Origin of the sequence: Chitinophaga nivalis, from assembly GCF_025989125.1 — a bacterium.
Classification (GTDB): domain Bacteria; phylum Bacteroidota; class Bacteroidia; order Chitinophagales; family Chitinophagaceae; genus Chitinophaga; species Chitinophaga nivalis.
Genome location: NZ_JAPDNR010000001.1, coordinates 2,087,388 through 2,100,161, shown reverse-complemented (window position 1 = coordinate 2,100,161; position 12,774 = coordinate 2,087,388). Strand labels below are relative to the sequence as shown.

At 43.9% G+C, this 12,774-nt stretch carries 10 protein-coding genes; 4 read left to right on the top strand and 6 right to left on the bottom strand.

Annotation, left to right across the window (positions count from 1 at the left end):
* Positions 1–5: 5 nt before the first annotated feature.
* From OL444_RS08625 to OL444_RS08615, 3 genes are all read right to left on the bottom strand, one after another.
* Entirely contained in the window at positions 6–2,567 is a 2,562-nt protein-coding gene (locus OL444_RS08625; RefSeq protein ID WP_264733621.1) for a hypothetical protein, read from the bottom strand.
* A 91-nt stretch (positions 2,568–2,658) separates the two neighbouring features.
* Entirely contained in the window at positions 2,659–3,105 is a 447-nt protein-coding gene (locus tag OL444_RS08620) for a response regulator transcription factor (RefSeq protein WP_264733622.1), read from the bottom strand.
* A 1,392-nt stretch (positions 3,106–4,497) separates the two neighbouring features.
* Positions 4,498–4,947: a GNAT family N-acetyltransferase gene (locus OL444_RS08615; protein WP_264733623.1), complete on the bottom strand. Its 450-nt coding sequence runs from the start codon at positions 4,945–4,947 to the stop codon at positions 4,498–4,500.
* Positions 4,948–5,036: 89 nt separating this feature from the next.
* On the opposite strand from OL444_RS08615, the gene pdxR reads away from it, so the two are divergent.
* Positions 5,037–6,494 carry a MocR-like pyridoxine biosynthesis transcription factor PdxR gene (gene pdxR, locus OL444_RS08610; RefSeq protein WP_264733624.1) on the top strand — a complete coding sequence of 486 codons (1,458 nt, stop codon included), beginning with the start codon at positions 5,037–5,039 and terminating at the stop codon, positions 6,492–6,494.
* A gap of 109 nt (positions 6,495–6,603) precedes the next feature.
* Here pdxR and OL444_RS08605 read toward each other — a convergent pair whose 3' ends face one another.
* Positions 6,604–7,362: a GNAT family N-acetyltransferase gene (locus OL444_RS08605; RefSeq protein WP_264733625.1), complete on the bottom strand. Its 759-nt coding sequence runs from the start codon at positions 7,360–7,362 to the stop codon at positions 6,604–6,606.
* Between the two features lie 175 nt (positions 7,363–7,537).
* Here OL444_RS08605 and OL444_RS08600 point away from each other — a divergent pair, with 175 nt between their 5' ends.
* Positions 7,538–8,548, top strand: a complete 1,011-nt coding sequence (locus OL444_RS08600; RefSeq protein ID WP_264733626.1) for a terpene synthase family protein — start codon at positions 7,538–7,540, stop codon at positions 8,546–8,548.
* 5 nt (positions 8,549–8,553) lie between these two features.
* Here OL444_RS08600 and OL444_RS08595 read toward each other — a convergent pair whose 3' ends face one another.
* Positions 8,554–9,246, bottom strand: a complete 693-nt coding sequence (locus OL444_RS08595; protein WP_264733627.1) for a LytR/AlgR family response regulator transcription factor — start codon at positions 9,244–9,246, stop codon at positions 8,554–8,556.
* Entirely contained in the window at positions 9,239–10,264 is a 1,026-nt protein-coding gene (locus tag OL444_RS08590) for a sensor histidine kinase (RefSeq protein WP_264733628.1), read from the bottom strand. Before OL444_RS08590 ends, OL444_RS08595 begins: the two co-directional genes overlap by 8 nt.
* Positions 10,265–10,497: 233 nt before the next feature.
* Here OL444_RS08590 and OL444_RS08585 point away from each other — a divergent pair, with 233 nt between their 5' ends.
* On the top strand, positions 10,498–11,160 hold the full coding sequence (locus OL444_RS08585) for a DUF4395 domain-containing protein (RefSeq protein ID WP_264733629.1): 663 nt from the start codon (positions 10,498–10,500) through the stop codon (positions 11,158–11,160).
* A 26-nt stretch (positions 11,161–11,186) separates the two neighbouring features.
* On the top strand, positions 11,187–12,692 hold the full coding sequence (locus OL444_RS08580; protein ID WP_264733630.1) for an aminotransferase class V-fold PLP-dependent enzyme: 1,506 nt from the start codon (positions 11,187–11,189) through the stop codon (positions 12,690–12,692).
* The last annotated feature ends 82 nt before the right edge of the window (positions 12,693–12,774 follow it).

The following is a 12,774-nucleotide window of genomic DNA, read 5'->3' as shown; positions in this document are numbered from 1 at the left end:
GAAAATTAATTAAACTGTTTTCCTGCTTTTATTTGAATATCAGGAAGAGGTACCATGGCTAGTGCACTGGTGATATTTCCCAGTGACAACTTTCCTTTGATAGCGCTGATTACCGGCGCCAGTTGCGTTAATCCGGGAACATCCATCCAGAATATTTTTACGGTAACCCCATCTGCCGGTGCAGCCTGTGCCTGTTTAAATTCTGCTGCGCGGCCACGGAAATAATTGGTAAGTGCCTTAAAAGCAGCATCCACCAGTTTATCAATTACTTTTTCTATCAACTTTATCAGAATGGTTTGACCTATTCCACCACCACCACCAGATGCGCCAGCTCCTGATGCAGCAGCGGTTCCTCCTCCCGGTAATATTTTCCCTGCCAGACTTCCCAAACGGGATGTTATTCCTCCAATAATGTTCGGAAGAAACTGTTCCCCCTGTTCTGTATAATTTTCGAGATAAAGTTCCGGCACGGCTTCATGTATGATTTTAACCTTGCTCTTCACATCTTTAAGGAGAATATTGTGCAGCGTCACCCATACTGATTTAGACATGCTTTGGGCAGCTCCCCCATAATCACTCATATTCAATCTGCCAACTATCCCTTTTGCCTCTTCTTCACTGAAAAAATAATTCAGCAGAATCGTTCCTTTCGTAAAATCTATCACGCCCTGAATATCGCTTACTCCTGCCGGCCGGCCACCGGATACAATCTTTAGTTTTGCACCCGGGATTTCCAGATAAAAAAAGCGCTGACCTACACCAATTTTGTGAGGGGTGCTCAAAAACTGCTGGTCCACCTCTACCCCTAGTGCCGGATTACCCAGCAACATGGCTGCCGCGCAAACAGAAAGGGGATGCAGCTGTACGTAACCGCCCGCCACCGACAGCCCCTGCGTTTTCTTTTCACTACTACTGATTTGCGATAGCTTTGTGCCGGGGATAGATTCGTACAAATGTATTCTTGCCTGTATAGGCTTGGCAGGATCCAAACCCAGTCTGTCTTTTACAAAAGAAGACAGCGGAATATATCCGAAAGTCTTTACCGCTTTCAATACAAAGGGAGTGATATTAACACTATATACTTTTGAGTATTTTTTGTATAAATGCTTAGGCCCCTTTCTTGGCTTCATGATCCATACACCTTCCGGATCGCCTGTTTGCAAATCTTTTCTCACAAACTGTGCAGGGAAATTATTCATCACAGCCTGTTCAAAAGACTCCAGTACCTCCGCCGTCAGTAATTCCTGGTTGGAGAGAATGGTTTCATCCATTGGCCTTAGGTGCTGGATGGTTTCCTGGATGGTATTTACAATGGCCTCCTGTCCAAGAGCCGGGCCGGCCTCACTGGTTTCCAGCCCCAGCCCCGCTAAACCAATACTGCTGATACTGGATGCCAGTACATTGGCTATTTTAGGTGGGATAACAGCTTTAAGTGGTATACTTAATATTTTCGCAATTAACCCAACAATCTTATCCCGTCCTACCATACTGATAATTGGGCGCAATACAGGCCGTACTGCCATTAATGCAACAGGCAGGAAACGTTCTAAAGCCGGCGCCGGACTTTCTCCTTCTGGTAGTTTGCTGAGCTCCAGCATCAATTGTTCCCTTGCCGCCTGAAGAGACGGCTGGCTGGCGTCTTCTGCTTCATTCAGGACCTCTCTGTCAGTAGTTTCCCAGGAGGATTCATATTCAGACATCAGTTCTGCTGCTTCCTGTTCGTTGGAAGCAAACACCAGTTGACCTACCTGCTGGTCAAATTCCAGCTGCAACGCTTCCAGATTTGCAGTAGTAGGGTTTTCAGCCTCCAGCTCTCCTGCTTCACCGGCTTCTCTTACTTGTAACTTACCTGCAAGCGTACGGGCGTAAGGCTGTAAACCAGCCGGTAATTTAGAAATACCGAACCGGAGTACGCCCCTTAATATACGGTTAACCAAAGGCTTGATGCGTTTCAATAATAAATTTAATGGCAGGGAAGCGATCTTACCTATTATTTTAAGACCACCTTTGACTACCCCTTTCAGTTTTCTTCCCAGGGATTTCAGGAACTGTTCCTGTGCAGGCATTAAGCCATGATTCATGGTTGACAGCTCATTGAAAAAATGATCTATCCCCGCTTCATTCTGATCTGCAAAATGATTGAGTCCCAACGCCTCATTTACTTTATCAATCATTTTTTCTGCTTCAAGCGCTACAGGTGCAAGATATTCTTCCGATTGCCGAAGCGATATCGTTGCATACCGCTCTGCAGTAGGCGCTTCATCAGTGAAATTGGAAGTAGCCACGTTTTCCATTTCAGCAGCCATTTCATATAAGGTTTCAGAAAACTCTCTGTCATGCAGCGCTGCAGTGAAATGAGCAAACTCTTTCGCATAGGGGGAATATTCCATGGACTCCATGGTTTCGTATGATGAGGCAAATGGGCTTTCGTACCCTTGCAGGTTTTCATATGCGCTACCTTCGGATGCTGTGGTAATTGTTGCAGCTTCACGTAATCCCGGATCTGCGAAAGGAGTTTCATATTCGGCCAGTTGGGCCACAAAATCAGTGCTTGTATATGTATCCATACAAATGAAATTGTAGGGTGAGGAATGTGAATATAAAAGTAGACCGGAGACCAAAAGTTAACAATCACCCTAAAGGGTGAATCAGGGGAAATCATTTCTCGAAAAAGGTCTGATGGTAATAATGGATAAGGGCCGCGGTATTCTTAGCACCTGTTTTCCCCAGGATATTCTTACGGTGCGAGCGTACGGTTTCAAAACTGATATTCAATTGTATGGCTATCTCCTGGTTGGTATATCCTTTCATGATGAGCCCCAGTATTTCAATTTCCCTGGCACTGAGCTGAGGATAGCATATTTCCTGCTCCCGTTGTATTTTTTTTCGTATGGTTATTTCAGTACCAATGACATCGCTGGTTTCCACCTTTATCAGAATGTGTATAGCATGACTTTCTGCACGCAATAGTAGGAACAATTGCTGCAGTCGGGCAATGAGATCCCGCTCCGAATCAGTATTCCATTCCTTAGGTTCAAAAAAAACAACTTCCCTGTTTTCTTGTCCTGAGGGAGATGAAATTTTGATATTAAGTCCGCAATGCATGATAAAGATAAAAAACACGCATCAGACAAGTATGGTGAATAATCACCGGATACATTTAATAAAATGAAACAGACAGATTACTCATCCTTGATCTGATTTACCTTACCAGTGGGTAATTACAATTATTATCATCAGAACCTGACAGCCAGAATACCTAATAACTTAAAATGTGACGTAAACCTTTTCTTCTGAAGGATTGTTCCGCCTGAATTGAGGATTCAGACAGTAATTTAAAGGAAAACCGATATGAACTTAGCTTGGGGGTCCCTAAATAAAATTACTAAAAAATAGCTTATATACAAGGAATAATTCTGCCAGCTTATCAAACCACACTTTCTTGCTGTTGACGTTTATTAAAATCTGACTGCATATCCCACGCATGAGATTTGGAAAATACAATCAGAGATCCGGACAACAGCCCCCCTGAATAATGCATCACCTTTGTCTTACAAAAACAACAAGCAAATGGTATTAAATGGTAAGGTAGGGCTTATAACCGGCGCATCCGGCATCATTCAATAAACTGTTTAAATCGAAAACGAACGTATCCCCTTCCGCATTCCGGGCCAGCTTCAATTAATGAGAGGAAGGAATAGCTCTACCAACGATTGCTCCCATGGCTATACTGTAAAACCACCGATAAATCCCCTATCCTTCAACCAATTTATTTACCCCATGCAACCTAAAAGCAGCATGATAACCTATTTTTATTATCAACCTGGATTCCAAACAACCATGTAGCACTTTGTCTGCATTACCATGTTTACCTGCAAATTCTACACCTTCTTTCATTACAACAACCTGTACACCCGTTAGCCGCTATAAAACCACAACTATCAACGGCTGACTCTTTTCTAAACCTTTAAAATTCAAACCATGAAAAAGCTCAAAGATTCCAGCAAACGCCTTACAAGAAACGAATTGAAAGTCGTTAAAGGTGGTGGATCCAATGAAACATCTTTCGCTTGTCAGCAAAGTTATTGCGACAGAAATTGCTATCAGTTCTCCAATTGCGATTATGGTGCCTGCGTAAATGACCATTGTTATTGCTATGGCTGCTCATAAAGCAAACCATTGCCAAGAATGGAGAAAATAAGTTGTCGTTATCATCTTGTCACACTAAAAACAGACCAACTGAAAAGGTTGTCAGAAATGAACGACGCACCGCTATAAATGTGCCTGACTGCTATCAACATTGTTTACTGATAACTTTCACACACCTGTTTCGTCATATCGCTATATGGCGCTATAGCGCTACTTATTGCTGATGGGATAACCTCCCATCCACCGTTCTTTTGTGTAAACATCTTATGGCACACAGCGTGGCTGTATTCTGATATGGAAGACAGCCGCGCTCCTATTATGTGTGCATATAAACCAGCTGGCGCGTTATTATTTTTTCCACCAGTGATAATAATTATGTAAACCATCATATTCAAATCCACACCGGGGATATAGCTGATTACCGATGTCATTTGTTTTTTCCGTTTCCAGCATCAGGCCACAGGCATCAGTCTCTTCACACCATTGTTTACTCCGGTCTATCAGGGCTATAGAAATACCTTTTCCTCTATAGTCAGGATGTACAAACAAATCACTCAGTAACCACTGCTTTTCCAGTTTGGTATAGTGAAACAGTTTATATAATTGTACAAACCCTACCGCTTTACCATCAGCTACAGCCAGGAATATATCCGATTCATTATGCAGCAAACGTGCTTTCAGGAAGGCTTTCCCTCGTTCAACATCCGATTCCTGGCGGTAAAAAATACGGTACAGGTTAAACAGTACGGCTGTCTCTTCCAAATCTTCCAGGGTAGCTTTTTTGATTTTGAAATCCATTGTTAAAATAATTTTCTGTTTGAGCCACAAAACTACCATCCCGCTGGACTACATTTGTAGTCCAGTTTGAACAAATTATGTAGTCCAACATGTTTTCATTCAATCATATTATTAGCATTCAAAAAGAGGGTAAAGTCAGTATTTACAGGCAAATCGCCGTTGCTATCATCCATGCCATCAGCAATGGTATTTTAAAACCTGGTACCCATTTGCCGGGCAGTCGTGATCTGGCCAAAATCCTGGGAGTACATCGCAAAACAGTCATTGCCGCCTATGAAGAACTGAGTGCGCAGGACTGGATTGTAATTGTTCCCAGAAAATACGTAGCGGTATCTGAAAGCATTCCATTATTGCAGTTTAAAAAATGGAGCCCCTCTCATGTACAGGCGCCCTACGACAATGACTTACGCATGCCTTTCAGGCTGGTAGATAAAAATACACCAGATGAGAATGTAGCTACGATACCCGAGGTGATCATAGATGATGGCCATCCGGATGTACGGCTGTCGCCCATTGATGATCTATTGAAAACCTACCGCTCGCTGACCGCCAGAAAATACACCGCTAAAAAAGCAGGTATTGGCAATACCCAGGGAGCGTTATATCTCCGGCAGGAGCTGGCTACATATTTGTCTGAAACCAGGGGACTCAATATCACTACCGATAATTTGTTGATTACACACGGCGCACAAATGAGTATATATTTATCGGCTCACCTGCTGCTTAATCCTGCATCCAATGTAATTGTAGGTAAGCCCAATTATCCGATTGCCAACAAAACCTTTGCCGGCACGGGCGCCAACATCATCGAAGTGAAGGTAGATGAAGAAGGTATTGATACGGATGCCATCGAAGCCATTTGTAAAAAGAAAAAAATCAATGTGGTATATGTGATTCCCCATCATCATTACCCTACTACCGTAACATTGAGTGTAGACAGAAGAATGAAATTACTGGCGTTATCCAAAGCATTTTCATTTGTTATTATTGAAGATGATTACGACTATGAATATCATTATACGTCGTCACCTTATCTACCATTAGCCAGTGCACAGCATAATGGCAATATTATTTACATTGGTTCTTTTTCCAAAGTACTGGACCCTTCTATTCGTATAGGCTTTACTGTGGCGCCTAAGAATTTCATTCAACAATGTACCGCACTCCGGGAAACCATTGACGTAGGCGGCGATGGATATATGCAAAATGCCTTAGCTACACTGATAAAAGCAGGTGAACTCAAACGGCACCTGAAAAAAGCGAAGAAATGTTATCATCAACGCCGGGATTTTCTGGATACCTTATTGAAAGAAAAATTAAGTACGCACATTTCCTATACATTACCTTCCGGCGGTATGGCTATCTGGATCAAACTCAAACCCCACCTGGCTGTAGAAAAGATAAACGCTGGTCCTCAACTCCGCATCAGCAAAATTGATACTGCACAAAATGCCTTCCGATTCGGATTTGCTTCTTTAGATGAAAAAGAACTCACATTAGCTGTAGCCCTTTTGGAAAAAAACATCCGGCAGATAAAGAAAAAATAAATAGTCAGGATGATGAGCCCGGCCATTGAAGCTCGATGTAACATCCTTGCGTCGCACGCTTCAACCGCCGTACTACTTTCACCCCCTCCATACATACTTCGTACGGTTATCACACCCTGGAATCAGCCGCCACGAAGTCCCACTGTCCAAACAATGTTACGCCCGCCGCTTTCGCCAGCGATACGGAGGCGAGGTTATCGAGCTGGCACCGGTACTGCGGTTCGTATCCTTGTTCATAAGCATATTTACAAATGCTACGTACTACTTTGCGGGCATAGCCTTTACCTCTGCAATCCTCCAGCGTCAGTACGCCCAGGTCTGCGATGCGTTGCCCATCCCAGGGATACATACTGGCAGCGCAAACCAACCGGTTTTGCTCAAAAGCACCGAATACCACCCAATGGTCCAATTCCACATAAGCACCATCGAGATCCTCCGCTGAAGCAGCCGCCTGAAATGCGGCGAATACTTCCGCATCGGCTGCTGTTAAACGACGTATATTACCGGCTTCGTTTTCCTGCAGTAACAGCTGCTTATCCGCTTCCGAAAAATAAAAAAGATAATCGGCTCCATGCAGGGCACCCCCAGCTTCTTTCAGCAGCTGATAAAAAACCAACTCCGACAAATCTTGTCGTTGGTAAAGACCTAATTTATCTGCCAGTGCAGGTGTGAGCACCACCATTACCTCGCCGTCGGTCATTGTCAATACCATCACGCGGTTATCTTCGTCGAGATCCGGGTTGACAGTAACAATAAAGTTATCATCACGATAGCACGTATCACCACTCAACATGGACGTTCGCCAATAATCCGTAATGATCGTTGAAAATAAAGGGCTATTTTTTTCTGTGCCTGTTATAGCTGTCATCCTATTTAATTTCGTTTATTTATAATTCCCGTGAAATCACTCCTTTCCCCCTCATTGGATAAAGTTACTGATTCAGCAATTCACTTATGCACATCCTCGCTGCCATGATACTACGCTACCACTTTATTTCAGTATGATCTGTTAACTTGCTTATTGAAACGCCATTGAACAGCTTATGATACAGGAATTAGTCCTCAACATTCCATTTCCATCCCGGATAAATGTGGATATCGATGGGATTCGCCAACGCACCTTAGCCTGGTTACGTGCCTGTGGACTGATGAAAAGCGATGCTGCGGTAAAACGTTATCTCGACATGGATATCACGGGATTAGGCGCCCGCTGGTATCCGGATGCCACAGGAGAAGAACTGGATATTGCGGTGTTGTCTGTTTGCATTGCCACGTTTCTGGATGATCAGTTTGATGGTGTGCTGGCCAACCAAACCGATGAGGTGGCAAAAGTCATACAGGATCTGATCCGATTAATGCAGCCGGGTGATCCTGTTCTGCATTTTCCTGATTCGCCATTGGTACAGACCTATGCGGCCTATTTCTCCAGGAACCGTGCAGGTGCTACTCCTTCCTGGTATACACGACACTGCCTGTCATGGGAAAACTACCTGAAAGCCATGGTGGTGGAAGTGGAGCATAACCGCACAACTGCTGTCTTTGAAAACCTGGAAGATTTCCTGGTATTACGCAGGGAAACCGGCTTTATGCGCATCGCCATTGATATGCTGGAGCGAACCGGCCATTATGAGCTTTCCCCGGAGCTCTTATCCATCGATACTTTACAGGAAATGATTACGCTTACCTGCGATATCATCGACGCAGCCAATGATATTCATTCTCTCAGAAAAGAGGAAATCCGCAACGACACGCTACACAATATTGTGGCATGTCTGCAGCAACTACACCACTGTTCTCAAACAGCGGCACTGGAAATTACCCTCCAGCTGATCGATAACTGGAGTACCCGCTTCCAGTCACTGGCGCAGGAAACACCAGTACTTAGCCAGATACTGCATCTCTCCGAAAAGGAAACCCGGGATCTGCAATTATACATTACAGGACTGAGCACACTCATGTCTGGCTACTATCTCTGGGGACGTGCTACTAAAAAATACCACGAGGATAACATCATTCCCCCGGGACAACATGGATTTACAGAATCCTATCTCTGACCATGCTATAAATTTTCTATCACCTCTTTGTATCCTCGTCCAATGGGAATAGCCACACCATTTACTTCCACCATCTCTGCGGTATAGGATTCTATCTTGCTGACAGACACGATAAATGACCGGTGAATACGTTTAAAAAGATGACCGGGTAACAAACGCTCCATCTCATGTGTACTCATTTTTGACAGGTATTCTTTTTTGGTTGTTACGATCTTAATGTATTCCCGCTGACTTTCTATGTAAACAATATCCGCAAATAATACTTTCACCTTTTTCTTATCCACATTTAAAAACAGGTAGTCTTTATTTTCTGCGGGCGCGAGGGGCACTTGTTTTTCGCTATATGCGGTTTTCACTTTGGTGACGGCTACTAAGAAGCGTTCAAACTCAAATGGTTTCAACAGGTAGTCTGTTACATTTAGCTCAAAACCTTCTACCGCGTATTGATGGTAGGCAGTAGTAATAATAATGGCCGGCGGATGGGTCAGTGTTTTCAGAAAAGCCATCCCTTTTAATTTAGGCAGATGAATGTCTAAAAAAATAAGATCCGTATCGTTTGTCCGTAAAAAATCTGTTGCCAGAATAGCATCTTTAAACTTGCCTTGCAGTTCCAGGAACGGCACCTCCGAAATATAGTCTGATAGCACCTTCGCCGCCAAAGGTTCATCTTCAATTAAAATACATTTTATCTTAGACATGACTGGCAAGATTGATATTTAAAGTAACTGTAAACACCCCCGTATCCGGCTGAACCGTCAGACTGAAATCCGTGTAAAGCAATTCCAGCTGACGCCTTAGATTGGAAAGGCCAATATTTTCTCTTACCGCTTTTTCTCCGGGAAATGATTCGGTAGAATTTTTCACATAAAAGGTTAATTGCCGCTGGTTTACCGACAGGTGAATATCCACAAATGGCTGATTCCTCGTCTCGGATACCCCATGTTTAAATGCATTTTCCACCAGGGGCATCAGCAACAGCGGTGGCAACGCCTGTTTGCGATCTTCTATATTATGATGAAAGCTCACCCGCAGGGAGTCGTCGTAGCGCAATTTTTCCAGGGCAATGTAGTCATCTATGATCTTCAATTCTTCTTCTATCGCAATATACCTTCCGCTGGTTTCATACAGCATAAAGCGCAAGATCTTCGACAGCCGCAAAATAGATTCAGGCGCCAGATCCGACTTATCTCTTGCCAGGGAGTATATATTATTTAGTGTATTAAACAAAAAGTGCGGATTGGTCTGTGACTTCAGGTAGTTTAATTCTGCGGCCTGTTTCTCTATCCGCAGTTGCTGGGCTGTTTGTCGGAGTATGGTATAATTGTAAAAATTCCGGATGATACCAAAAAAGAAAAAGGAGCCTAAAGCAGATCCGAAGTGATCGCCTACATCCGGCGGATTGGGTAGCGGGGTATGCACGTGTAACTGAATCCCGACCTGTCGCCACATATACAGTCCGAAAGATGACAAAAAAATCTGACCCGCCAACAGTAAAAAGGAGCGCCCCAGTCGCTTCCGCGATAACTGCGGTAGGATATGCTCAAAAAATAAGTAGTTGATACCCACTATATAAATTGCCTGCCAGGATTGATTGACTAGCCTTACGGCAAAATTATCGGTCCCTTCTGATAGCATACCCAGCATCATCAGAAACAGATAAGCTAACCCTACCCATAGATAAAATTTAAACTGCTTTATAAAGGCGACGATCTTCATGTTGGTTTGTGTATCGTAATTGTCCGGCTGGCTTTGGCGGCAACGAATGCCGGATAAAAATAATGCTAAAAGACTAAAATAAAACATTTAATGCCGGCCTTGCTATCGGCAGATTACAACCATTGACAGTACTCCGTTGTTGGTATACTATAAGCGGTCGTTTGTTGACATTGCCTCCTTATATTTTGTTTAATTGAATAGGTTGCAGGCAATACAATATAAAACAACCAAAAATGAAGAACACCATCACATTTGGAGAAACCGTACCAGGATATGATATTCCTGTACTGAATGAAAGAGAAATACGTGCAGCAGCAGGCATCTTGTTTGTATTAGCCCTACTCTCTCTCATGCTCATTCTTTTTGAATCCAATTTCCTGCTGATTAAGTATTTCATTACTGCTTTCCTGGCTGATTTCCTGATCCGGGTATTTATTTCGCCCAGGTTTTCTCCCTCCCTGATCATAGGCCGCTTGATTGTCAGGAATCAAACCCCTGAATATGTGGGCGCTGCGCAGAAAAAGTTCGCCTGGACGATTGGCCTGGTACTGTCTGCCACCATGTTCATCTTACTCGTAGTAGTGAATAGTTATAGCCCTATAACAGGCATTATCTGCCTTATTTGCCTGGTATTTCTCTTTTTTGAATCCTCCTTCGGCATTTGTTTAGGCTGTAAATTTTACCCCCTGTTTTATAAAAGAAAAGTGCAGTACTGTAGTGGGGAAGTCTGTGATACCAGCAGCAGACAGGAGATTCAGAAAATAGCAGCGGTTCAGTTGCTCATCATTATTGTATTTACCGTATTCATGATACTTACAGGATTATTGTTTAAGGACGTATATCACAAATACCCGCATGCATTGTTTGGCAAAAGCGACACCAGTCAATCCCGGTAATATTCTATAAGCTTAAAGACATTGTTATGTTCCTGACAAACACCAATACCCCGGAAGATTTCTTTTCGCCGTTCCGCAATCAGATCATAGGCCGCGAGCAAACTTTTACCTCTCCCTATGGCATAAAAAGGATTTATTACACCGACTGGACCGCCAGTGGCAGAGGATATGGACCCATCGAAACCAGCCTGCAACAGGAGATCCTCCCATTTGTTGCCAATACCCATACCACTGCCAGTATTACCGGCTCCTGTATGTCGCAGGCATACCAGGAAGCTAAAAACATCATCAAACAACATGTACATGCCAGCAGTGACGATGTATTGATATTTTGTGGTAGTGGTATGACCAGCGCTGTCAATAAGCTGCAACGCATCCTGGGGCTGCGGATACCGGAACGGATCATGGACTATACTGTGCAACCGGACTTCCCTATAGCAGCAATACTACGGCCGGTTGTATTTATCACGCATATGGAACACCACAGCAACCAGATCTCCTGGCTGGAGACGATCGCGCAGGTAGAAATCATAGCCTGTGATGAAAACGGGCAGGTGGATCTGGTACACTTCCACAGCCTGCTGGAACAATACCGGCACCGGAAAAATAAGATAGCAGCCGTTACCGCCTGCTCCAATGTAACGGGTATTCAGACACCCTATCATGAAATAGCCCGAATGATTCATGCCTATAACGGCTTATGTTTTGTGGATTTCGCCTGTTCTGCCCCTTATGTACAGATTAATATGCATCCTGCCACCGGGAATGCACACCTGGACGCTATTTACTTTTCACCCCATAAATTTCTGGGAGGCCCCGGTACACCGGGCGTGCTGATTTTTCATCAGAAAATGTATACCAACAGTATCCCTGATCAACCGGGAGGCGGAACAGTGGTGTATACCAATCCCTGGCAGGAGCATGACTATGCAGAAAATATCACGGAGAGAGAAGATGGTGGTACCCCGCCTTTTTTACAGGGCATAAAAGCAGCGATGTGTATCCGGCTAAAAGAAGCGATGGGTGTTGAAAACATCGCCCGACGGGAAGAAGAAATGTTGCAGTTGCTGTTCGACAGATTTGCTCTCATCCACAACATCACAGTACTGGCGGGACATATCAAAAAACGGTTGGGGATTATTTCCTTTATTGTACATGGTGCACATCACAATCTCATTGTAAAAATACTGAATGACCGATTTGGTATTCAGACAAGAGGCGGCTGCTCCTGTGCAGGTACTTACGGACATTGGTTACTGCAGGTAGATCAATCCACCTCCCATGCCATCAGAGATCAGATCCTGGCAGGTAATCTGCATTGTAAACCAGGTTGGGTCAGACTATCTGTTCATCCTACCATGACCGATGCAGACCTCCATTACATCATGGATGCCATTACCTGTACTGCTGCCAGCTTTCAGGAGTGGAAAAAAGATTATATCTATGATACCGCACATAACGAATATATCTTCAAAGGTCCTGTAGCCGCAGAACAGAACAGGATCAAAACCTGGTTTAACATCTCCGGATAATACGGATGCTATACAAAAATTCACCCGGTGTACTGCTCCGTAGGTATACCGGGTGAATCCGGCCGGCACCAGCATGTACCAG

What these genes read in the sequence shown, in the direction of transcription:
- OL444_RS08625 (WP_264733621.1), bottom strand. Translation starts at nt 2,567, where the DNA reads ATGGATACATATACAAGCACTGATTTTGTGGCCCAACTGGCCGAATAT.
- OL444_RS08620 (WP_264733622.1), bottom strand. Translation starts at nt 3,105, where the DNA reads ATGCATTGCGGACTTAATATCAAAATTTCATCTCCCTCAGGACAAGAA.
- OL444_RS08615 (WP_264733623.1), bottom strand. Translation starts at nt 4,947, where the DNA reads ATGGATTTCAAAATCAAAAAAGCTACCCTGGAAGATTTGGAAGAGACA.
- pdxR (WP_264733624.1), top strand. Translation starts at nt 5,037, where the DNA reads ATGTTTTCATTCAATCATATTATTAGCATTCAAAAAGAGGGTAAAGTC.
- OL444_RS08605 (WP_264733625.1), bottom strand. Translation starts at nt 7,362, where the DNA reads ATGACAGCTATAACAGGCACAGAAAAAAATAGCCCTTTATTTTCAACG.
- OL444_RS08600 (WP_264733626.1), top strand. Translation starts at nt 7,538, where the DNA reads ATGATACAGGAATTAGTCCTCAACATTCCATTTCCATCCCGGATAAAT.
- OL444_RS08595 (WP_264733627.1), bottom strand. Translation starts at nt 9,246, where the DNA reads ATGTCTAAGATAAAATGTATTTTAATTGAAGATGAACCTTTGGCGGCG.
- OL444_RS08590 (WP_264733628.1), bottom strand. Translation starts at nt 10,264, where the DNA reads ATGAAGATCGTCGCCTTTATAAAGCAGTTTAAATTTTATCTATGGGTA.
- OL444_RS08585 (WP_264733629.1), top strand. Translation starts at nt 10,498, where the DNA reads ATGAAGAACACCATCACATTTGGAGAAACCGTACCAGGATATGATATT.
- OL444_RS08580 (WP_264733630.1), top strand. Translation starts at nt 11,187, where the DNA reads ATGTTCCTGACAAACACCAATACCCCGGAAGATTTCTTTTCGCCGTTC.